The sequence below is a fragment of the Nonomuraea sp. K271 genome, from assembly GCF_009908215.1.
Lineage (GTDB): Bacteria > Actinomycetota > Actinomycetes > Streptosporangiales > Streptosporangiaceae > Nonomuraea > Nonomuraea longispora.
The window spans coordinates 1-21,900 of sequence record NZ_JAAAHR010000165.1 but is presented as its reverse complement, the minus strand read 5'-3'; the positions used below and the strand labels follow the sequence as shown (position 1 = coordinate 21,900).

20 protein-coding genes and 1 pseudogene are annotated in these 21,900 nt (G+C 71.5%); 11 read left to right on the top strand and 10 right to left on the bottom strand.

What is annotated here, in order from left to right; genetic code table 11:
• A partial coding sequence (locus GUY59_RS37980) for a biotin-dependent carboxyltransferase family protein (protein ID WP_161714906.1) occupies positions 1–655 on the top strand: 655 nt, incomplete at its 5' end.
• On the opposite strand, the gene GUY59_RS37975 is transcribed toward GUY59_RS37980, so the two are convergent.
• Positions 633–1,463, bottom strand: coding sequence for a PhzF family phenazine biosynthesis protein (locus GUY59_RS37975; RefSeq protein WP_138206000.1), 831 nt, complete (start codon positions 1,461–1,463; stop codon positions 633–635). The genes GUY59_RS37980 and GUY59_RS37975 overlap by 23 nt on opposite strands.
• Positions 1,464–1,523: 60 nt before the next feature.
• Between GUY59_RS37975 and GUY59_RS51545 the strand changes: the two are divergent.
• Both GUY59_RS51545 and GUY59_RS49380 read left to right on the top strand, forming a co-directional pair.
• Positions 1,524–1,604, top strand: a pseudogene (locus GUY59_RS51545) (hypothetical protein); the annotation flags it as partial.
• Between the two features lie 62 nt (positions 1,605–1,666).
• Complete coding sequence (locus GUY59_RS49380; protein WP_236667886.1) at positions 1,667–1,927, top strand: hypothetical protein; 261 nt, start codon at positions 1,667–1,669, stop codon at positions 1,925–1,927.
• A gap of 7 nt (positions 1,928–1,934) precedes the next feature.
• On the opposite strand, the gene GUY59_RS37965 is transcribed toward GUY59_RS49380, so the two are convergent.
• The 7 genes from GUY59_RS37965 to GUY59_RS49375 form a co-directional block, all read right to left on the bottom strand.
• A complete protein-coding gene (locus tag GUY59_RS37965; protein WP_138205998.1) occupies positions 1,935–2,501 on the bottom strand; it encodes an OmpA family protein in 567 nt (188 codons plus the stop codon).
• The gene (locus tag GUY59_RS37960) at positions 2,485–2,631 is read right to left on the bottom strand and encodes a hypothetical protein (protein ID WP_161714905.1); all 147 of its coding nucleotides are present in this window, start codon (positions 2,629–2,631) and stop codon (positions 2,485–2,487) included. Before GUY59_RS37960 ends, GUY59_RS37965 begins: the two co-directional genes overlap by 17 nt.
• Positions 2,601–3,137 (bottom strand): hypothetical protein, encoded by a 537-nt coding sequence (locus GUY59_RS37955; RefSeq protein ID WP_236667885.1) that lies wholly within the window; start codon positions 3,135–3,137, stop codon positions 2,601–2,603. Before GUY59_RS37955 ends, GUY59_RS37960 begins: the two co-directional genes overlap by 31 nt.
• Positions 3,138–3,300: 163 nt before the next feature.
• Positions 3,301–4,803 (bottom strand): glycoside hydrolase family 76 protein, encoded by a 1,503-nt coding sequence (locus tag GUY59_RS37950; protein ID WP_138205994.1) that lies wholly within the window; start codon positions 4,801–4,803, stop codon positions 3,301–3,303.
• 11 nt (positions 4,804–4,814) lie between these two features.
• A complete protein-coding gene (locus GUY59_RS37945; protein ID WP_138205992.1) occupies positions 4,815–6,092 on the bottom strand; it encodes an ABC transporter substrate-binding protein in 1,278 nt (425 codons plus the stop codon).
• Between the two features lie 37 nt (positions 6,093–6,129).
• Positions 6,130–7,020 (bottom strand): carbohydrate ABC transporter permease, encoded by an 891-nt coding sequence (locus GUY59_RS37940; RefSeq protein ID WP_138205990.1) that lies wholly within the window; start codon positions 7,018–7,020, stop codon positions 6,130–6,132.
• 5 nt (positions 7,021–7,025) lie between these two features.
• Positions 7,026–7,979: a carbohydrate ABC transporter permease gene (locus GUY59_RS49375; RefSeq protein ID WP_201761816.1), complete on the bottom strand. Its 954-nt coding sequence runs from the start codon at positions 7,977–7,979 to the stop codon at positions 7,026–7,028.
• Positions 7,980–8,165: 186 nt separating this feature from the next.
• Here GUY59_RS49375 and GUY59_RS37930 point away from each other — a divergent pair, with 186 nt between their 5' ends.
• Both GUY59_RS37930 and GUY59_RS37925 read left to right on the top strand, forming a co-directional pair.
• Positions 8,166–9,320: a GntR family transcriptional regulator gene (locus GUY59_RS37930; protein ID WP_138205988.1), complete on the top strand. Its 1,155-nt coding sequence runs from the start codon at positions 8,166–8,168 to the stop codon at positions 9,318–9,320.
• Positions 9,321–9,404: 84 nt separating this feature from the next.
• Positions 9,405–10,466, top strand: coding sequence for a glycoside hydrolase family 76 protein (locus GUY59_RS37925; protein ID WP_161714904.1), 1,062 nt, complete (start codon positions 9,405–9,407; stop codon positions 10,464–10,466).
• A gap of 10 nt (positions 10,467–10,476) precedes the next feature.
• Here the strand turns inward: GUY59_RS37925 and GUY59_RS37920 are convergent, their stop codons facing one another.
• Both GUY59_RS37920 and GUY59_RS37915 read right to left on the bottom strand, forming a co-directional pair.
• Complete coding sequence (locus tag GUY59_RS37920; RefSeq protein WP_161714903.1) at positions 10,477–11,184, bottom strand: DoxX family protein; 708 nt, start codon at positions 11,182–11,184, stop codon at positions 10,477–10,479.
• Positions 11,185–11,219: 35 nt separating this feature from the next.
• Positions 11,220–12,749 carry an MFS transporter gene (locus GUY59_RS37915; RefSeq protein WP_138205982.1) on the bottom strand — a complete coding sequence of 510 codons (1,530 nt, stop codon included), beginning with the start codon at positions 12,747–12,749 and terminating at the stop codon, positions 11,220–11,222.
• A 258-nt stretch (positions 12,750–13,007) separates the two neighbouring features.
• Here GUY59_RS37915 and GUY59_RS37910 point away from each other — a divergent pair, with 258 nt between their 5' ends.
• The 6 genes from GUY59_RS37910 to GUY59_RS37885 all read left to right on the top strand — a co-directional run.
• On the top strand, positions 13,008–14,741 hold the full coding sequence (locus tag GUY59_RS37910; protein WP_138205980.1) for a tetratricopeptide repeat protein: 1,734 nt from the start codon (positions 13,008–13,010) through the stop codon (positions 14,739–14,741).
• A gap of 53 nt (positions 14,742–14,794) precedes the next feature.
• Positions 14,795–15,691 carry a haloalkane dehalogenase gene (locus GUY59_RS37905; RefSeq protein ID WP_138205978.1) on the top strand — a complete coding sequence of 299 codons (897 nt, stop codon included), beginning with the start codon at positions 14,795–14,797 and terminating at the stop codon, positions 15,689–15,691.
• Between the two features lie 64 nt (positions 15,692–15,755).
• Positions 15,756–18,107, top strand: a complete 2,352-nt coding sequence (locus GUY59_RS37900) for an AAA family ATPase (protein ID WP_138205976.1) — start codon at positions 15,756–15,758, stop codon at positions 18,105–18,107.
• Positions 18,108–18,175: 68 nt separating this feature from the next.
• The gene (locus GUY59_RS37895) at positions 18,176–19,162 is read left to right on the top strand and encodes an ABC transporter permease (protein ID WP_132340614.1); all 987 of its coding nucleotides are present in this window, start codon (positions 18,176–18,178) and stop codon (positions 19,160–19,162) included.
• Entirely contained in the window at positions 19,159–20,067 is a 909-nt protein-coding gene (locus tag GUY59_RS37890; RefSeq protein ID WP_138205974.1) for an ABC transporter permease, read from the top strand. Before GUY59_RS37895 ends, GUY59_RS37890 begins: the two co-directional genes overlap by 4 nt.
• The coding region (locus GUY59_RS37885) for a dipeptide ABC transporter ATP-binding protein (RefSeq protein ID WP_161714902.1) at positions 20,064–21,900 on the top strand (1,837 nt) is incomplete at its 3' end. The genes GUY59_RS37890 and GUY59_RS37885, both read left to right, overlap by 4 nt.

The following is a 21,900-nucleotide window of genomic DNA, read 5'->3' as shown; positions in this document are numbered from 1 at the left end:
GTCCCCTGGCCGGCCCGCGGCGGATCAGCGGGAGAACGCCCGGCGGGCGGGCGCGCGGGCCGGGATGGGGGTGCCGTTCTGGGTGCCCGCGGGGGCGGAGCTGCGGCTGGGAACGCCTGCGTGGGGGCTGCGCACCTATCTGGCCGTGCGCGGGGGGATCGCGGTCGAACCGGTGCTCGGCAGCCGATCGACCGACTCGCTGTCGGAGCTCGGCCCCGAGCCGCTGCGGGCCGGGACGCTGCTGCCGGTCGGCCCGCCGGGGGGTGACATCGTCGCCGACCTCGCGCCCCTGCCCGGACCGAGGCCCGCCGTGCTGCGCGTGCTGCCGGGGCCGCGCGACGACTGGTTCACGCCCGAGGCGCCGGCGGCGCTGTGCGCGGGGCCGTACGTCGTGAGCCAGGACAGCAACCGCGTCGGGGTGCGGCTGAGCGGACCCGAGCTGGTACGCGCCAAGGAGGGCGAGCTGCCGAGCGAGGGCATGGTCGCCGGGGCCGTGCAGGTGCCTCCGAGCGGGCAGCCGATCGTCTTCCTCGCCGACCACCCCCCGACGGGCGGCTACCCGGTGATCGCCGTCGTGACGGCGGCCGACCTGGCGGTGGCGGCGCAGCTGAGGCCGGGTGACGAGGTCAGGTTCACAACACGACCCGCCCGCTGACGCAGGTGACGACCGAGCCGCCCACCCAGACCTCGCCCTGCTCGCCGGTGGAGACGTGCACCCGCCCGGCGCGTCCGAGCGCGGCGCCCTGGCTCGCCACGTACGGCGCCGTGGCCCGCCCGGTCCGCAGCAGCCACTGCGCCACCGACGCGTTCAGGCTGCCGGTCACGGGGTCCTCCACGGTGGTGCCGTGCACGGGGGTGAAGGCCCGTAGCTCGAAGGCGCACGGCGAGCCCTCCGGGTACGGCCCCACCACGCCGACGTCGTGCGGCACGGGACCGGGCCGGACCGCGAGGACGGAGTCGGCGTCGGCGAGCAGCACCGCCACCCATCCGGGGCCGTTGTCGGCCCACTCGACGTCGACCATGTCGTCCCTGGGAATCCGCAGGGCCTCGGAGACCAGCTCGACGAGCTCGTCCTCCACGGGGCCGGAGCGCAGCAGCGGCGGCGCCTGGAACGCGAGCCCGGCGTCCGTCCTGCGCAACCGGATGAGCCCCGCTCCGCACTCCTGCGTGATCTCGCCGTCCTCGCGCGGCACTCCCCCGGCCTCCAGCCAGGCGTGGCAGGTGCCGAGCGTAGGGTGCCCGGCGAAGGGCAGCTCGCCGGTCGGGGTGAAGATCCGTACCCGGTAGTCGGCCTCCGGAGCGGCCGGCGGCAGCAGGAAGGTGGTTTCGGACAGGTTGGTCCACGCGGCGAAGCGCCGCATGTCCTCGGTGCTCAGCCCTTCGCCGTCGACCACCACGGCCAGCGGGTTGCCGCGGTAGGGGACGTCGGTGAAGACGTCTACCTGGCAGAATGCGCGCATCATACGACGAAGTCTTGCAGGAAGGGCTTTTCCCGCTGCCGCCCCACCCCCAGACTGGCCGGTGTGGCGGATTTCGCTGTGGTGGTCCTGGGTTCCGGGCGGGGCGGGCAGAAGGCCGCGATCGCGGCGGCGAGACTAGGCAGGAACCTAGCGATAGTCGAGAAGCGGCACATGATCGGCGGCGTGTGCGTCAACACCGGCACGACTTGTCGAAGACGCTGCGCGAGGCGGTGCTCTATCTCACGGGCCTCAACCAGCGCGAGCTGTACGGCGCCAGCTACCGCGTCAAGGAAGAGATCACCGTCGCCGATCTCGGTGTGCGCACGCAGCACGTGATCGGCAGGGAGATCCAGGCCATCCGCAATCGTGATCGCCACGGGCACGTCGCAGCCGAGTCGTACAAGGTGGCGGCGCTGGACGCGATGAGCAAGATGCGGGTGGCGGCCCGGCTCACCGCGGGGATGTGAGCCCGGTTCAGCGGGTGAAGCCGATCTCCACCCTGCGGTTCTTCGCGCGGCCCTTGGGGTTGTCGCCTCCGTCGGGCAGGGCGTTGGGCGCGACAGAGCCGGCTTCGCCGTGGCCGGCCACGGCGAACTCGGTTCCCGGCGCCAGCTTGCCGAGCGCGTCGCGCACCGCCTCCGCCCGCTTGCGCGACAGCTCCAGGTTGTAGGAGCCGGAGCCCTTGGCGTCGGTGTAGCCGTCGATCTTCACCGGCTTTCCCGCCGCCTCGGCCTTGAGCAGCTCGGCCACCTGCTCCAGCCGGCGCTCGGCCTTGCCGGTCAGCGTGGCCTTGTCGAAGGCGAACAGCACGTCGGCGGCCACCGTGATCGTGCGTTCCCTGCCGCTGGTCTCGTTGGTCACCGACTCGTCGAGATTGGAGATCCGCTCGGAGATGTCGAGGATCTCGCCGCTGATGTCGAGCACCGGCGCGGTGGCGGGCTGCCCTCCCTCCACGGGCACCTGGACGGGAGCCGAGGGCGAGGGGGAAGGCGTGAGCGCCACGAGCAGCGACAGGGCCAGCGCGCTAGCTGATCGGTACATTCGCCAGCGTCCCCACGTTGGGAATGTGCACGTCCACCGATCCCACGTCCGCGGGCGGTGCGGCGAACGTGGCGGAGAAGACGGCGCTCTGGTCCTGCTTCAGGAACAGCGCCTCGATCCGGCTGCACACGCACTTGCCCTCGCCGCCATGTCCCGCACGATCTCGTCGCCGGCGATGATCCGCATGTCCTCGATCCAGTCGGGCACCAGGCCGTAGTTGGCGACCCCGTCGGTGTTGACGTCCCGGACCCGCTCGCCGGTGCGCAGCCGGTCGAAGCTCACGCCGCCGTCGAAGGAGGTGAACGGGTACGTCACAGGGTCGGCCGCGTTGGCGGCCCTCGGCCCCGGCAGCCGCCCCATCCCGTTGACGTCCAGGCCGTAGCCGTAGCCCGCGATCCCGTGCTGCTGCCTGGGCGGCTCGGTGCGGGCCCACTCGGCGACGAAGTGCTCGGCGTCGTGCCCGTACTGGTTGATCATGCCGCCGAGTGCGTAGACACGCTCGAAATAGTGCGGGTCTGTCCAGCTGTGAGAGGAGATCACGCCCGGGTACCGGGCGGCTTCCAGCAGGTCGAGCGCACGCCCGGCGGCCTTCACGCTCATGTGGTCGATCTCGACCAGCATGCCGCGTTCGATCATGCCCTTGATCATGTGCTCGCCGAGCGCGGTCAGCCCCCTGGTGTTGCAGTGCGGCGCGGGCGGATAGAGCGGCAGCGAGACGCCGGGCGGGAGCAGGCCGGCGATCGGATCGGGCAGGACTCGCCGCCGTCATGGGCCCCGCAAGGCCCAACATGAGCCGGTCTCACGTGCGCCGGTCGCTGAGGGTCATCGCGTCGAGGTTGAGGAAGTTGCCGGCGCCCAGCTCCATTCGGATCGTGTTGTGCCCGCGCTTCAGCTGGACCCCGTCGAGCACGGCGGTGCTCCAGTCGCCCCAGCCGCCCTCCGTGGCGGGGAAGCGCAGGTCGGCGGCCTGAGCGCCGTTCACGAGGATGCGGCGGCCGGCGTCGCCCGCGCCCGCGGCGTAGCGGAAGCGCAGCTGGTGGGGCACGGCGCGGCCGACGTTCACGTGAATGGTCAGCGCCTGACCTGCGGCGTTCCAGCCGGCGAGGTAACCCCTGCCGGTGTAGCCTGGCTGGGTGCTCTCCCCGCCGATGCCCTCAGAGCGCGCGTTCTCGGCCTCGTAGACGCCGTTCTCCGGCTGGATCCCGCCGTTGCCATCGGGCTTGACGAGCTGGAGCATGCTGACGGGCGCCGCCGCGGTCAGGCTCTGCAGGAACGTGTCCGGCGCGGGCGCGGACCAGTCGGGGCCCATCAGGTCGTCGGAAGGACGCCTGTGCTGCCAGGCCTGGGTGGCGTTGCGCTGCAGGAACGGCAGATACTTCGCCTGGCCGTGCCGGGTCACCAGCACGTTGAGATAGCGGATCAGCAGCGCCTTGAAGCCGCCCCCGTCGTTGACGCCCTCGTGCAGCAGGGTGCCGCCGTTGGTGAGGTTGGCGGTGGCCCAGTCGGCGGCGGCGCGGGCGTCGGCGAGGTAGGAGGCCGTGCCCGTCGCCTCGTAGAGCGCGGCCGCGGCGCCGATGTAGGTGCCGAAATTGTAGGTGAAGTCCCACTTGACGAGCGTGCCGTCGGCTTCGAAGTGATCGAAGACGTGCCCGTCCTCCTGCAGGTTCTCCTTCACCCAGGCGAACAGGTTGCGCGCCCGCGACAGGTAGGAGTCGTCGCCGGTCGCGGCGTGCAGCTTGGTGGCCGTGATCGCCGCGGGGGCGTTCGTGGCGACGTTCTTCTGGTCGCGCTCACTCCTGCGCCACCAGATGCCGCCGCCGTGCGTGTCGTCGCGCTCGGCCCAGATCCGCTCGAACAACTGTTTCGACCGGTTCAGGTACGTCTCGTCCCCGGTCAGCTCGTACGCCCGCGCGCTCGCCAGCGCCCACCACCCGAGATCGTCGTTGTAGTCGTTGGCGAAGTCCGGGTAGTAGGCGACGAAGCCCGCGTACACGTCGTCGAGCATCTGCCGGTATTCCTGGCTGCGGGTGCGCTCGTAAGCGTCCATCACCAGCTCCCACAGCTGAGCCTCCCACCAGAAGTCGGTGTAGAGCCCGTCCTCCGGCCCGTGGGCGTGCTCGTGCACACGGCGGTCGCTGTTGGTGTAGAAGTACTTCTTCTCCGGGTCCCAGAAGGCGTCGACGAAGGCCGACATGGCGGCGTCGGCGTCCCCGGGGACGGTGGCGTGCGCCGGCTGGGCGACCAGGCCGGCCTGCATCAGGCCGAATAACGCGACGCAGACGGCCGCGATGCGCGCTCTCACAGATGCTCTCCTCAGTCGAGGTTGTTCTGGGTCAGGACGCGGTCGCCCTGCTCCTGGGACTTGGCCAGGGCCTGCTGGGCGGTGGCCTTGCCCCCCAGGAACAACTGCAGGTTGGGGATGAGGGCCTCGTCCTCCATCGGCGGGTAGCCGGCGCAGGCCGGCCGTACCTTGGCGTATTCGAGCGTGTCGAGGATCGGCCTCCAGAACGGGTCGCCGGTGAAGAAGGGGTCCGTGGCCGCCTCCACGTTGCCGGGGATGTTCAGGCTGGTCTTGGCCCACTTCAGCGCGTTGGCCTTCTCGGCCGTCCACCACTTGACGAACTCCCAGGCCGCGTCCTTCTGCTTGGCCGCGCGCGGGATCACCAGGCCGAAGCCGCCCATGAGGCTGGCCTTGCCGCCCTGCGGCCCCGCGGGCGGCGGCACGATGCCGAAGTCGAGGTCCTTGCCGTACTTCTTGTAGGTGGTGATGTTCCACGGGCCGGTGAAGATCATGGAGACCTTGCCGGTGGCGAACGCGTCGGTGCCCTCGCCCAGCCCGGTCTCGAACCCGGTCTGGTAGACGCCGCCCCTGACCATGCGGCCCCACAGGTCGAGCGCCTGAGTGCCCTGCGGGCTGTTGAAGGTGGTGCGGGAGCAGTCGTCGGTGACCATCTGGCCGCCGGCCTGGTGGAGGTACATGCTGAACAGGCCCACGTCGTCCATCGACAGCCCGGCGCGGATCAGCTTGCCGCCCTCCCTCCTGGTCAGCTTGATCGCCGCCTCCTCCAGGTCGGCCCAGGTGCGGGGCGGCTCCACCCCGGCCTCCTTCAGGTGGGTCTTGTTGTAGAACAGGGCCCGCGCGTCGACGGTCAACGGCAGGCCGTACACCTTGCCGTCGTGGCTCAGCTCGCGCACCGCCTCGCCGTAGAACCGCTCGCGGTCGATGCCGTCCTTCTTCATGCGCTCGTCGAGCGGCTCAAGCACGTTCTTGGGCGCGTACGTGGCCGTGCGCCAGCGGTCCCAGAACATGACGTCGGGGGCCTGGCCGGAGGTCGAGGCGGTGAGGAACTTGGTGAGCATGTCCTCCTGGACGACGTATTCGACCCGGATGCCGGGATGGGTCTTGTTGAAGGCGTCGGTCATCGTCCTGAACTGCTGTTCGCCCTCGCCCGACCAGTCGCCCCAGAAGGTCAGCCTGACCACTTCACCGGAGCCGGAGGAGTCGTCGTCGGACGGGGCGCAGCCGGTGGAGACCACGGTCAGGAGGGCGACGGTGGTGACGGCCAGCCGCCCGGGCAGAGTCCAGCGCATCGGCGGCTCGTTCCTTTCTCGGAGATCACAGGGAGGGTCACTTGGAGCCCGTGCCGGTGAAGGCCAGGCCGCGGGTGAGGTAGCGCTGTCCGAAGGCGAACAGCAGGAGCGTGGGCACCATGGCGACGATCGATCCGGCCATGAGCGGCCCGTAGTCGGTCTTCTGGTTGTAGGAGAAGGCGGCCAGGCTCATCTGGATCGTCATCATGTCGGGGTCGTTGAGCACGATCAGCGGCCACAGGAAGCCGTTCCAGCCGGCGACGAACGTGAACACCGACAGGGTGGCCAGCGCGGGACGGCACAGGGGCAGGTAGATGCTCCAGAAGATGCGGAACTCGCGGCACCCGTCGACGCGGGCGGCCTCGCCCAGGTCCTTGGGCAGCGCCAGGAAGAACTGCCGCATCATGAACACCGCGAACGCCCCGACCGCCCCCGGCAGGATGACCGCCCAGTACGTGTTGAGCAGCCCGGCGCCGCCCTGCCCGGTGATGTCGTTGCCGCCCACCAGCGGCATGCTCCTGACGATGATGAACGACGGCACCAGCGTCACGACGGGCGGCACCATCATCGAGGCCAGCAGCAGCCGGAACAGCAGCCGGTTGCCCCGGAACGCCAGCCGGGCGAAGGCGTAGCCAGCCAGCGCGCCGAGCAGCACGTTGGTCGCCACGCCCGCCACGGCCAGCAGCATCGAGTTGGCGAAGTGCCGGGCGAACGGGACGGTGGTGAACGCCGACCAGTAGTGCTCGAAGGTGAGCGAGCCGGGCAGCCACTTGATGGGCAGCGCGATGATCTCCTCGTTCGGCTTGAGCGACGTGCTCAGCGACCACAGGAACGGCAGCAGCATGAACAGGCCCATCACCGTCAGCACACCGTAGAAGACCGTGCGGCCGAGCACGAGACGGATCGCTGCGGTGGTCCTGCTGGTCATGGGCATCACTCCGGCACCTGGTCGCGGTTGACCCGCATGTTGATCACCGTGACGGCGACGATGATGACGAACAGGGTGAAGGCCTGCGCGGAGGCGTAGCCCATCTGCAGCCGGTTGAAGCCCGTCTCGTAGATCTGGTAGACGGGCGTCAGCGTCGTGTTGCCGGGACCGCCCTTGGTCATCACGTACGCCTGGTCGAAGAGCTGGAACGCGCCGATCAGCGACAGGGTCGTGACGAAGAAGGTGGTCGTGCGCAGCGAGGGCCAGGTGATGTGCAGGAACGTCCGCCAGCGGCCGGCCCCGTCGAGCGCGGCGGCCTCGTACAGGTGGGCCGGGACGTTCTGCAGGCCGGCCAGGTAGATGAGCATGTTGGAGCCCGCCCCTTGCCACAGCGTGACGATCACGATGGACACCATGGCCGTGCTGCCGTCGCCCACCCAGGCGGGGCCGGGAATGCCGAAATATCCGAGGACCTCGTTGATGGGGCCGTAGTGGCTGTTCAGCATCCACGCCCACACGGTGGCGGCGGCGACGGGCGAGGTGACGACCGGGATGAAGTAGACGGTGCGGAAGATCGCCATGCCCGGGAGCCGCCGGCTGAGCGCCAGCGCCAGCACCAGCGAGATGGCGATCATGGCGGGCACGAACATCGCGCAGTAGTAGAGGATGTTCTTCAGCGTGGTGAAGAACGTGTCGTCCTCCAGGAGGCGCCCGTAGTTGGCCAGGCCGGCCCAGGACGGCGGCGTCAGCACGTCGTACGTCGTGAAGCTGAGGCCGAAGGCGCCGGCCACCGGCAGCACGGTGAAGACGAGGAACAACGCCATCGCCGGCGCGGTGAACGCCATGCCGGCGCGCGCCTGGTGGCGGCCCGGCGCCGAACGTTCAGGGCGACGTCCATGCCGAGGCCGGCCGGCGGCGGGCCCGCGGATGTCCGGCCCTGTGGCGAGCGTCCTGGTCACGCGGTCTCCTTCGGGACTTCCCGGAGAGGTCACTTGTGGGAAAGGTAGGAAGCATGTTGATATAAGTCAATATGTTGGAGATATCAGGACGAAATATCTTGGTAACGAAGTCCAGGTTGATGGGCGGTAAGATGGTATATACCTAGCTTCCGCTGATATACCAACTTTCGTGGCCTAAGGGGAAGAGTGGTCGCAAGAGGCCCGCTGCTCTACGAGCGCATCATCGAATACGTGCTGGACGAGATCAGGCGGGGCGCCCTGGTCCCGGGAGACCGCGTCTCCTCCGAGATGGAGCTGGCCGAGCGGTTCGAGGTCAGCCGCATCACCTCGAAGCGCGCCCTGGAGCTCCTGCGGCAGGCGGGCGTCGTGGAGCGCATCCGCGGCAAGGGCTCGTTCGTCGCCGACGAGTTGCCCGACCTCGGCCAGCTCGCGATCCCCGCCACCGGGACCGCGGCCGAGCGCGCGGCGGCGGGCGAGCGGGCTCCCGGGGCGATCGCGATGATCTATCCCGACGCGTCGGAGGCGTACGGTCTCGAACTACTCGCCGCCGTGGAGGAACGCTGCGCCGAGCACGGGGTCGCCCTCGTGATCAAACGCACCCGCGGCGACCAGGCGGAGGAGGAGCGTGCGGTCGCGTCCATGGTCGACGGCGGCCTCGTCGACGGCCTGATCGTCTTCCCCGTTCACGGCGAGTACTACAACGCCCGCCTGCTTCGCACCATCCTCGCCGGCTACCCGTTGGTGCTGGTCGACCGCTATCTGGCGGGCATCCAGGCGTGCGCCGTCCACACCGACAACGTGGCCGCCGCCCGCACCCTCACCGACCGCCTGCTCGACCAGGGGCACCGGCACATCGCGTTCGTCTCGCCCCCGCCGGAGAACACCTCCAGCATCGAGGAGCGGCTGGAGGGCTTCCGGACCGCGCTGGCGGGGCGCGGCCTGCCCCTCGGCCACCAGCACCTGCTGACCTGCCTGTCCAGCACCCTGCCAGGCGCCTTCAGCGCGGAGAACGTGCGGGCCGACGTGGCGCGGGTCCGCGCCTTCCAGGAGCGCGAGCCCGAGGTCACCGCGTTCGTGGTCTGCGAGTACAACCTCGCGCGCGTGATGGACCGGGCCGTCGAGGCCCCGCCGGGGCGGGACCGGCCCCTCATCGCCTGCTTCGACTCCGCCGGCGACCCCGTGGCGGGGCCCGCCTTCCTGCACGTGCGCCAGGACCAGCGCGAGATGGGCAGGCGCGCGGTCGACCTCCTGCTCGCCCAGACGCGCGGCGAGCCCGTCCCCGCACGGTCCATCGTCCCCTTCACGATCGTCGAGGCCGACGACCGGCGCGGGCCACGCTAGCAGCGGCCCCGTGCCCAGCCCACAGATCACGGCCCAGCCCACGGATCACGGACCACGCACGCAACGACGAACGGAGAACGCCTGGTGTTGCCCGAGCCCGATTCACGCACGCTCTGGAACGACCGCGCCGACGTGGCGCAGCGCAGCCTGGATCACTACTTCGCCGTCCCCGGCCGGCAGCTCTTCGACAACTGGCACCCGCTGGGGCCCGGCGACAACGACGTCTTCAACTACTGGTGGCTGGCGCACGCCCTGGACGCGCGGGTGGACGCGTACGAGCGGACCTCGGACCAGGCATGGCTGGATCGCGCCATGGAGGTCCACGACAACATCCTCGCCCGCAACGACGGGTCGTTGTTCAACGACTACTTCGACGACATGCTCTGGTTCGGCCTGGCGATCCTGCGGCTGGCCGACGCCCGCGACGACGACGACCTGCGCGCGGAGGCGGCCCGGATCTGGCGGCACGTGCTGGACAACGGCTGGAACGAGCACCAGGGCGGCGGGATCGCCTGGCGGGTCCCCCAGCCGTACTACAAGAACACTCCCGCCAACGGCCCCTTCGTGGTGCTGTCCGCCCGCCTGCACCGGCACACGGGCGACCCCGAGCAACTGGCCTGGGGGCGGCGGGCGATGGACTGGCTGGAGCGCGTGCTGGTGCGGCCTGACGGGTTCGTCCACGACGGGATCAACCGGCAGCAGGACCACGCCATCGACGAGCAGTGGCGTTTCACGTACAACCAGGGTCTCTACATCGGGGCCTGTGTGGAGCTGGCCCGCGCGCTCGGGGAGGACGACTACCTGCGGCGCGCCACCAGGACGGCCCGCACGGCCCTCGCCGAGCTGGCATCCGGCGGGGTCTTCGCCGACGAGGGCGGCGGCGGTGACGAAGGGCTGTTCAAGGGAGTCTTCTACCGGTACGCGCGCCTGCTGGTGGACGCGGCGGATGTGCCCGACCTGCGGGACTTCATGCTGGCCAGCACCGAGCGGCTGTGGAAGTCGTGCGAACGCGACGGCATGATCCTGGCCGGGCCGGTGTGGACGCACGCGGCGGACGGCAAGGTGCCCCTGTCGGCGCAGCTGAGCGCCGTCATGGCCACCGAGGCCTGCGCCGCCCTGGCCTCCTCCCCCGTCGCCCCCTCCTGACCTGGGGCGCTCAGTCGGAGGTGGTGGTGCGGCGGTTGCGGGCCGGGGGTTTCTTCCGGCCGGCGACCAGCGTGTCGCCCGGCGCCGGCGCGGGGTCGTCGCCGCTCTTCGGCTCCCCGCTCTGGGAGCGCGGGCGCGGGTGCGGCGCCGTGTCCTCCGTGGCCGGCGTCTCAGGAGCGGGTTCGGATTTGCCGGCCTTACTGGTCTTATCCGACTTGTCTGGCTTGTCTGATTTTTCGGACTTGGGGAAGGTGTCGGGTTCGCGCAGGGAGGCGATGACGTTGTCCGCCTCCCTGTCGGCGGCGAACTCGTCGGCCGCCTCCGACTCGCGCCGGCGGATCACCACCATGTGGTCCACCGAGATCCGCCCCGCCCCCACCACGGCCAGCAGCAGTGACGCCGCGCCGAGAAGGATCAGCTCGTTCAGGCTGATGGGGTTGAGCGGCGGCGCGACCAGGAAGACGGCGAGCGCCTCGGCGAAGAGGATCAGCCCGGTGACCGAGACCGCCAGCCCGGCGATCAGCAGTGCGCCGCCGATGAGCTCGGCGAGCATCGTGATCGTGGCCCAGGCTCCGGGCGCGGGGGCGCCCTGTTCGAGGAACTTCTCACCGGTGATCTTCAGCCCGTCTTCCAGCTTGGCCCAGCCGTTGGCGAAGAAGATGCCGCCCACACCGATGCGGGCGACTAAAGCGGCAAGATCGCGAAGGGCCTGTTTCACGGTTATTGTCTGCCCTGATCGGGACATGGCACACCTCAATCACGGCTGAGCAACGTGGCCACCGCGACGGCGGTCAGGCTCAGCAGAACGACGCTCACGACCACGGTCGTGTGCAGGGCGTTGACGAAGGCCCACCGGGCGGCGTCGAGCAGCGCGACGCCCGCTCTGCCGCCGATCTCGTCCGCGACGTGCGCGGCCGAGGCGAGCGACTGCCTGGCCTTGTCCATTCCGCCCGCGGACACCCCCGGCACGGCGGGCAGCCCGGGGGCGTACACGATCGCGGTGATCGTGCCGAGCACCGCCACGCCCAGCCCGGCCCCGAGCTCGTAGGCGGTCTCCTCGATGGCCGCGGCCCCACCCGCCTGCGCCTCGGTGGCCGACGACATGATCGTGTCGGAGGCGGCCAGCAGCGCCACCTGCACCCCGAAGCCGATGCCGACGAAGCAGATCGCCAGCATCACGGGATGACCTTCCACGCCCCAGCTGAGCGTGGGCGTCAGCGCCAGCGCCACGAGGCCGAGACCGCCGCTCATCGTGGCCCGCATGCCGATCCTCGGCAGGATGTGGGCGGCGGCGAGCCCGCCGGTGACGGCGGAGACGACCAGTGGCAACATCCGGACGGCGGCGCGCAGCGGGCTGTCGCCGAGCACGAGCTGGAGGTATTGGGCGAGCATGAGCTGGAGCCCGACCAGCGCGAACACGCCGAGCAGCACTCCCGCGACCCCGGTGGCGAACTCACGCCGCCGGAACAACCCGATCTCCAGCAGCGGCACGGGCAGCCGCGTCTGCCGCCGTACGAAGGCGGCCAGCAGCCCGAGCCCGGCCAGGAACACGAGTACGGACGCCCACAGCGGCATCAAACTGCCCGACCCCGCCTCCTTCAGCCCGAACGCCAGCGCGAGGATGCCGAGCACCGAGAGCACGGCGCTGACCGCGTCCCAGGGCCGGTCCCTGCGCTCGCGCGACTCGGGCAGCAGCCTGACGGCGGCGGGCAGCAGCACCAGCAGGATCGGCACGTTGATGAGGAAGACCGCGCCCCACCAGATGCCGACGAGCACGCCGCCGATGAGGGGCCCGACGGCCGCGCCCGCGGCGGCGACCGCGCTCCACACGCCCAGCGCGATGGCCCGCTCACGCCGGTCGGTGAACACCTGCCGGATCAGCGAGAGCGTGGCCGGCATGATCATCGCGCCGCCGACGCCGAGCAGCGCCCTGGCCAGGATGAGGGTCAGCGGTGTGGGGGCGAACGCCGCGCCGGCCGAGGCCAGGCCGAACAGCGCGAAGCCGCACAGGACCATGCGTTTGCGGCCGTACTTGTCGCCGAGCGTGCCGAACATGATCAGCAGCGGCGCGACCACCAGCGAGTAGATGTCGATGATCCACAGCAACTGCACGGCGGAGGGTTCGAGCCCCGCGGTGAGCGCGGGCACCGCGATGTGCAGGACCGTGGCGTCGACCGTGATCAGCAGCAGGCTCAGGCACAGGAGCACGAGGATGGACCAGCGGTGGTCCCGGTGCTCCCGGTTCGCAGTCCGCACGAAAGGTGCGGCCTGTGTGACGGTCATGGGCCTCCTTGCAGGCCGATCCGTGTCCAGGGCCCGCACGTGCTCTCAGGTCGGCGCGTGGGACCACGGCTCGGCGCTCGCTGCTCCCGAGGCCTCGCGCCAGGCTCCTCCGCTCCGGCTTGCGTGGCAGCTTAGGCCATGTCAGGCACTTGTCATAGCGGTATCGCCTGATCCAGGGTCACACACGAACCTCTCTAGAGAGATACAGCCATATGTCGGTATCTATCCAACGATCGCTCGCAAAGCGATCATGGGATCGTGGGGACCGATCTACGTGGCAGGCAAGGCGATTCACCCGACCGGTCCTCTCGCGAGTGGTGCGCCGAGGCCCTGGCCAGGCTGAACGCCGGCCGCCCCGACTCCGCCCTCGACGCCGCCCGCCGGGCCGCCGACCTGGACCCCTCAGCGGAGTGGGCGCACCGGCTCATCAGCCTCGCCCACGAGCGGCTGGGCCGCGACGCCGACGCCGCGCCGGCCGCGGAGCGAGCCGTCGAGCTGGCCCGCGGCTCCTGGCCGGCCCGCCTGCGCCTGGCCTCGATCCTGCGCCGCGTGCCCGGCCGCTGGGGGGACGCGGTCGAGCACGCCGCCCTGGCGGCGAAGTTCGCGCCCGAGGAGGCGGGCCCCGCGGTCATGCTGGGCGACCTGGCCCTGCTGCGCGGCGACCACGCCGCCGCCGAGCGGTCCTACCGCGCCGCGCTCGCCACCGAGCCCGGTCATCCGCAGGCCCGCGTGAACCTCGGCCTGTCGCTGTTGCGCTGGGACCGGCCCCGCCCGCACCACGACCCCGCATGGCCGGTGAACCCGCGGGACACCTCCAGGGCGAGGCGCGCCCTGGAGGTCTGGTCCCGCCAGGCCCGTCTGCTGGTCGCCGTGGCCACGGTCGTGATCGCCGCGGCCGCGTTGACAGGCTGGGGCGCGCGGGCCGAGCTCGCCGGCTTCGCCGTGCCGGCCGTGCTGGTGCCGCTCACGGTCAGGCAGGCCAGGAGAGTCGGACTGTGGCGATATGTGCGGCCGATGCTCCGCCTCGACCCCTGGCTCGGCGCCCACCTGGTGTCGGCGGCGGTGTCGGTGGCGGCGTTCGCCGCCTGGCTGCTGCTGGCGGCCGTGCCGGCGTTGCCGGCCGCGTTCGACCCCGTCTGGGCCGGTCTGGCGGGCATCGCGGTGCTGGGCTGGCCGGTGCTGGCCGGCGTACGCGCTCTGGCGGAGGCCTGGCGGGGGCGCCCGCTGCGGGCGCTGGCCGAGTCGGCGCGCGTCCAGGAGAGCGAGCGCACCGCCAGGCGGAACACCGGCGTGACGCTCTGGATCCTGCTCGGCAGGACGTGGACGGTGCTCGTTCCGCTGCTCGGCGGGGCCCTGGCCGTGGAGCCGCGGGCCGCCCTGGCGGCGGTCGCGGTGCCGTACCCGATGGTGCGCGGTTACCTGCGCGCCCGGCACCGGGGGGACGGGTGGCTGCTCGCCGCGACCGCGCTCGTGGTGGTGTCCGCCGTGGCGAGCGCGGCGGGCGGGCTGCTCGGGTCGGCCTGGGCCTGGCGGACCGGGCTCGGCGCGCTGGCCGTGGCGATGGCGGTGTTCCTGGCCCGCGCGGCGCGGGCGTGGTGGCGTGGCGGCGCGGGCCCGTGGCGGTCCTCCCTGCTCATGTGCGACCTGCCCATGGGCGCCGAGCCGTCCGTCCCGCTCGGCCCGGAGGCACTCCGGACCTTCTCGTACGCCCGCGGCATCGTCCTGTCGTACGCCGACCCCCTCGGCCCCCGGGTCGCGGGCGCGGTGGCGTCCGTCACGTCGTCGGGCGAGCTGCGGCTGATCGCCGAGACGGAGGCCTGGGACGCCATCGAGGCCGACCCCAGGGTGGCGGTGTTCGCCACGGACCCGTTGCAGCGGCGCTTCTGGGTGGAGGTGCGCGGCATCGCCCAGGCCGACTCGGACGTCCTGCGCATCACGCCCAAGCAGGTGTTCCTCGGCGAGTTCCCCGGCCGCCACCAGCGCCGCGCCTGATCGGGCCGCCGGATCGGGGCGCGGCCCGGCCGTCCGGCGTAGAATAATGTTCTATGGACGTCCTGCGCACGCCTGAAGAGCGCTTCGCCGGCCTGCCCGGCTTCCCCTACGAACCCCGCTACGCCGACGTCGCCGATGGCCTGCGCATGGCCTACGTCGAGGCGGGCCCCGCCGACGGCGAGCCCGTCGTGCTGCTGCACGGCGAGCCCACCTGGTCGTTCCTCTACCGGCACGTCATGCCCGAACTGGCCGCGGCCGGGCTGCGCGCGCTCGCCGTGGACCTCGTCGGGTTCGGCCGCTCCGACAAGCCCGCCGACCCCGCCGCCCACACCTACGCCCGGCATGTGGAGTGGACGCGCGCCCTGCTGTTCGACGCGCTCGGCCTGAACGGCGTCACCGTCGTCGGGCAGGACTGGGGCGGGCTCATCGGGTTGCGCATCGCCGCCGAGCATCCCGGGCGGATCGCCAGGATCGTGGCGGCGAACACGGGCTTGCCGACCGGTGACATTCCCCTGCCCGAGGTATGGCACCGGTTCAAGAACACCGTGCTCAAGGCCCCGGTCCTGGACATCGCCAGGCTCGTGCAGGCGGGCTGCAGGACGCGGCTGCCCGACGAGGTCCGCTCGGCCTACGACGCGCCGTTCCCCGGAGAGGAGTACAAAGCGGGCCCGCGGGCCATGCCCGGCCTCGTGCCGACCACGCCCGACGACCCCGCCGCGCCGGCCAACCGCGCTGCCTGGCAGGTTCTCACCACGCTCGACCGGCCGTTCCTGGTGGCGTTCTCGGACGGCGATCCGATCACCGGCGGCATGGCGCCCATTCTGCTCAAATCGATCTCCGGCGCCTCCGGCCTGCGGCATCCCGTGATCGAGGGCGCCGGGCACTTCCTCCAAGAGGACGCGGGGGCCGAACTCGGCCGCCACATCGCCTCTTTCGTGACCTCCACCTAGCGTGTCAGGACCGCCCAATCGCCCGTCCGGTGCGGTATAACCGGGGGCGGACCGGGGAGGCGTGATGCGTGAGTCCGACAGGGCCCAGGCGGCGGGGCGGGCCGCGGCACGGGATCTGTTCGAGAAGGTGCGGCAGCGCTACTACCAGATTCCCCCCGCCGTGCGCCGGGTGCTCTACGTGGTCGTGCTGGTCGCCACCATGGGCGTGGGCGCCGCACTCGGATGGGACCTGCTGGGCACCTTCCCGCTCGTCCTTCTCGCGCTCGCGTTCGTGGCCCTCACCATGCGCTTCCCCCGCGCCGCCGCCACCTCGCTGGTGGCCGCGGGCTGGGTCGTGCTGGCGCTGCCGCTCTTCTCCGGGCTGTTCCCGCCCGGCTCGGGCTCGGTGCACCTCATGGTCGGGCTGGCGCTGCCCGTGGCGGCCGCCGCCCACCTGATCCGCTGGGTGACGCCGTGGGTGACGACACTGATGGCGCTCGCCCCCGCCGGCCTGCTCGCCGTCCCGCTCTCCTTCGCCTCGGAGAACGTCTCCGTCTGGGCCGCGTACGCCGCCGCCCTCGCGGTGCTGATCCAGCGTTTCGTGCTGGCCCGCAGGGCCAAGGCCGAGCGCGCGGCGGCCGAGGAGCAGCAGGTCCGCGTCAGGGTGCGCGAGGGCAGGCCCGAGTCCGCGCAGGACCGATCCGCCACGCCGCCGCAGATCTCCGTCGAGGAGGCGCTGGGCGAGTTGGAGAGCATGGTCGGCCTGGCGCCGGTCAAGGAGCAGGTGCGCTCGATCGCCGCCTCCATCGAGGCGTCCAGGCTGCGGGCCGAGGCCGGCTACACCACCGGCCGGCCCACGAGGCACTTCGTCTTCGCCGGCCCGCCCGGCACCGGAAAGACCAGCGTGGCTCGCGCGCTGGCCAAGATCTTTTACGCGTTCGGCCTGTTGGAGACCCCCTACGTCGTCGAGGCGCAGCGGGCCGACCTGGTGGGCGAGTTCCTGGGCGCCACCGCGATCAAGACCAACGAGCTGGTCGACCGCGCGCTCGGCGGCGTGCTCTTCATCGACGAGGCGTACGGGCTGGTCAACTCCTCCGACGGGCAGCCCGACAGGTTCGGCGCCGAGGCCGTGCAGACCCTGCTCAAGCGCGCCGAGGACGACCGCGAGCGGCTGATCATCATCCTGGCCGGCTACGAGCAGGAGATGGGCTCGTTCCTGTCCAGCAACCCCGGCCTGGCCAGCAGGTTCGCCACGCGCGTACGCTTCCCCGGCTACTCTCCCGCCGAGCTCGTCGAGGTCACCGAGCTGCTGCAGAAGCGCAGGGGCGACACGATGGGCGACGACACCAAGCGGGTGTTGCTCGGCCTGTTCGACGACGTGCACCGGCGCGGCCTGATCGACGAGCTGGGCAACGCCAGGTTCGCGCGCAGCCTGGTGGAGGCCGCCGCGCAGGCCCGCGACGTACGGGTGGTGGGCGCGGGCGGGACGCCGACCACGCACGACCTCGTCACCACCACCACGCCCGACGTCACCAAGGCGTTCGAGGAGCTGACCTCGCGCTTCCGCGGCTACGTGGCCACGCCCACGCTGGAGGAGGCGCTGGCCGACCTCGACAGGATGGCCGGCCTCGAACCGGTCAAACGGCAGGTGCACGCGATCGCCGCCCAGCTCCAGGTGGCCAGGATGCGGCAGGAGCGCGGGCTGCCCACCCCGCCTCAGATGCGGCACTTCGTGTTCGCCGGCCCGCCCGGCACGGGCAAGACCACGGTCGCCAGGGTGCTCGGCCGGGTGTTCGCCGCGCTCGGCCTGCTGGCCAAACCCGACGTCGTCGAGGCGCACCGGGCCGACCTGGTCGGCCAGCACCTCGGCGCCACCGCGATCAAGACCAACGAGCTGGTCGACCGCGCGCTCGGCGGCGTGCTCTTCATCGACGAGGCCTACAGCCTGGTCAACCCCGGCTACCAGGGCGGCGACGCCTTCGGCGCCGAGGCCGTGCAGACCCTGCTCAAGCGCGCCGAGGACGACCGCGACCGGCTCGTGATCGTGCTGGCCGGCTACCAGCGCGAGATGGACTCCTTCCTGGCCACCAACCCCGGCCTGGCCAGCCGGTTCAACCAGCGGGTGGCCTTCCCCAGCTACTCCCCCTCCGAGCTGTCCGAGATCGCGGTGCTGCTCGCGGAGCGCTCGGGCGACTCGTTCGACGAGGAGGCGCTGCGCCGGCTCGACGAGGTGTTCGCCTGGGTGTGCGAGGAGCGGCTGATCGACGGGCTCGGCAACGGCCGCTTCGCCAGGTCCCTGTTCGAGCGCGCCGCCATGCGCCGCGACGTACGGCTGGCCGCGCACGCCGCGCGGGGCGGCTCGGCCAGCTCCGCCGACCTGACGACGATCACGAGCGAGGACGTCCGCACCGCCGTGGACGAACTTTCCGGCCGGTAATCCACCACGACGCTCACCCGGTGTAGCAAGATGAGCACGATGGGTGGCTCGGCGTCGAAGGGGGAGCGATGGCGGGGTTCCTGGCCCGCAGGTTGCTCAACTACGCCGTGCTCGTCGTGGTGGCCGCCAGCCTCGCCTACCTTCTGGCGGCCACGGCCCTCGACCCCCGTTCCAACTACGCCGACCGCACGCCGAAACCGCCGGCCGCCGTGGTCGACGCCCAGCTGAGCGCGCTCAACCTCAACGACCGGACACCCCTGCTGCAGCGTTACGCCACGTGGGCGGCGGGTGTGCTGCACGGCGACTTCGGCAGGTCCGTCGACGGCACGCCGGTCAACGCCGATCTCAAGCGCCGCATGGGCGTGACCTTCCGGCTGGTCGTGCTGGGGCTGGTGTGCGGGAGCCTGCTCGGCGTGCTGGCGGGCGCGCTGGCCGCGGCCCGGCAGTACGGCTGGTTCGACCGCCTCTCGACCGGCCTGTCGTTCGTGGTGCTCGCCGTGCCCGTGGTCGTGCTGGCCAACATCCTGATCCTGGCGGCCACGTGGGCCAATGAGCACGTCTTCGGCCGCCAGGTGTTCCTGGTGAGCGGCGAGCACAGCGACGGGCTCGACACCGGGTTCTGGGGCCACACGCTCGACCGGCTGCAGCACCTGATCCTGCCGACCGTCTCGCTGTCGGTGGGGCTCATCGCCGTCTTCAGCCGCTACCAGCGCAACATGATGCTCGACGTGCTGGGCGCCGACTACGTACGCACCGCCATGGCCAAAGGGCTGAGCAGGGGCAGTGCGCTCGTCCGCCACGCGCTGCGGACCGCGCTGATCCCCGTGGCGACCTACTTCGCGTTCACGTTCGGGACACTGCTGACGGGGGCGACGTTCACGGAGAAGATCTTCGGCTGGCACGGCCTGGGCGAGCAGCTGATCAACTCGATCGTCCGCAACGACGTCAACACCGTCGCCGCCGTCTCCCTGCTGGCGGCCGTCGCCGTGTTGTGCGCCTCGCTGGCCGCCGACCTGCTGCACGCCGCGCTCGACCCTCGGGTGCGGGCGCGATGACGCTGTCCGAGGAGGAGCTGGCCGAGGAGCTGCGCGCGGGCGTCCTCACCCGACCGCCGTCCAGGGCACGCCTGATCGCCGGGCGTTTCTTCCGTTCGGGGCAGGGGCGGCTCGGCTTCGCGGTGCTCGCGCTGATGTTCCTGCTGGCCTTCGCGGGGCCGCTGGTCAGCCCGTGGAGCTACCTCGACAAGGACTTCACCGCGTTCTTGCGGCCGCCGTCGCCCGGCCACTGGTTCGGAACGCTCCAGACGGGCGCCGACGTCTTCGCGGTGACGCTGCGCGGCATGCAGAAGTCGCTGATCGTGGGGCTGCTCGCGGCGCTGGTGTCCACGGCGCTGGCGGCCGTGGCGGGGGCGTTCGCGGGCTATTTCCTCGGGTGGACCGACCGGACGGTGACCTGGGTGAGCGACCTGCTGCTCGTGCTGCCTGCGTTCCTGGTGCTGGCGATCATGTCGCCGCTGTTCGGGGCGGGCCGGTGGCCGCTGTTCGTGATCACGCTGGCGCTGTTCCTGTGGATGGTGACCTCGAAGGTCGTGCGGGGCATGACGATCTCGACGAAGGAGCGGGAGTTCATCCAGGCCGCCCGCTACATAGGCGTGCCGCCCGTACGCATCATCTTCCGCCATGTGATCCCCAACCTGTCGTCCCTGCTCATCGTGGACGCCACGCTCAACGTCAGCACCGCGATCCTCACCGAGACCTCGCTGTCGTACTTCGGGTTCGGCATCCAGCCGCCCGACGTGTCGCTCGGGACGCTGATCGCCGACGGCTCGCGCACGGCCGTCTACGCGCCGTGGACGTTCTGGTTCGCCGCGGGGCTGCTGGTGGTCACCGTGCTCGCGGTCAACCTCGTCGGCGACGCCCTGCGTGACGCTTTCGACCCCTCGTCGGCGAGGCCGCGATGAGACCGGTGCTCGACGTGCGCGACCTCAGTGTGTCGTTCGGCGGCGTGCCCGCCGTGCGCGAGCTGAGCTGTTCCGTACGCCGCGGCGAGGTCCTCGGCATCGTCGGCGAGTCGGGGTCGGGCAAGTCGGTCACCTCGGCCGCCGTCATGGGCCTGCTGCCCCAGGGCGCGCGCGTCACCGGGTCCGTACGCCTGCACGGCAGGGAGCTGATCGGCGCCCCCGCGCGGGAGCTGACCTCCTACCGCGGCAAGGCCATGTCGATGGTGTTCCAGGACCCGCTGTCGGCGCTGACGCCCGTCTACCGGGTCGGCGACCAGATCGCCGAGGCCGTACGCGTGCACCAGCGGGTCGGCAAGGAGGCGGCCCTGGTCAAGGCCGTGCAGCTGCTCGACCTCGTCGGCATCCCGCAGCCCTCGGAGCGGGCGCTGGCCTTCCCGCACGAGTTCTCCGGCGGGATGCGGCAGCGCGTGATGATCGCGATGGCCATCGCCAACGACCCTGACGTGATCATCTGCGACGAGCCGACCACCGCGCTCGACGTGACCGTCCAGGCGCAGGTGCTGGAGGTGCTGAAGAAGGCGCAGCGCAAGACCGGCGCCGCCATCATCATGATCACCCACGATCTCGGGGTGGTGGCCGGCTTCGCCGACCGGGTGCTGGTCATGTACGCCGGCCGCCCGGTCGAGGTGGGCGGCGTGGACGACGTCTATTACCGCACGCGGATGCCGTACACGGCGGGGCTGCTCGGCTCGATCCCGCGCGTCGACGGGGGCGGGCGGCCGCTGACGCCGATCGAGGGCAGCCCGCCGTCGCCGGGCGCGCTGCCGCCCGGGTGCCCGTTCGCGCCGCGCTGCCCGATGCGGATCGACGCGTGTGAGCGGGACGAGCCGCCGCTGTTCGAGGTGGGCGACGGGCACCACGCCGCGTGCATCCGCTGGAAGGAGGTGGCCCCGTACGACGCGGACGCGTCCGGGGCCCCCGGCTCCGCGCGGCCGGCGCCGCGGCGCGCGACGCGCGCGGTGCTGGAGGTGCGCGGTCTGGTCAAGGACTATCCGCTGTTCAAGGGGTCGCTGTTCAGGCGCAGGGTGGGCACCGTGCACGCGGTGGCCGGGGTCGGCTTCGACCTGCGCGAGGGTGAGACGCTGGGGCTGGTCGGCGAGTCGGGCAGCGGCAAGACCACCACGCTGACGCAGATCCTCGAGCTGGCGGCGCCCCAGGCGGGCGTCATCACCGTGCTCGGCCACGACACCGCGCGGCTCGACGCCGCCCGGCGCACCGAGATCCGGCGCGAGATGCAGGTGGTCTTCCAGGATCCGCTGGCCTCGCTCGACCCCCGCATGACGGTGCACGACATCCTGGCCGAGCCGCTGCGCACCCACGGGCGGCCTCCAGGACGCCGGGTCGGCGAGCTGCTCTCGCTGGTCGGGCTCGACCCCTCCCACGCCGCCCGCTACCCGCAGGACTTCTCCGGCGGGCAGCGGCAGCGCATCGCCGTCGCCCGCGCGCTCGCGCTGGAGCCCCGGCTGCTCGTGCTGGACGAGCCGGTTTCGGCCCTCGACGTGTCGATCCAGGCCGGGGTGATCAACCTGCTCGGCTCGCTGAGGGCCAGACTCGGCCTGTCCTACCTGTTCGTGGCGCACGACCTGGCCGTGGTGCGCCACATCGCCGACCGGGTGGCCGTGATGTACCTCGGCCGGATCGCCGAGATCGGGCAGGCGGACGCCGTCTACGAGGCTCCGGCGCATCCGTACACGCAGGCGTTGTTGTCGGCGATCCCGCTGCCCGATCCGGTGCGCGAGCGGGCGCGCGACCGGGTCCTGCTCGAAGGTGACC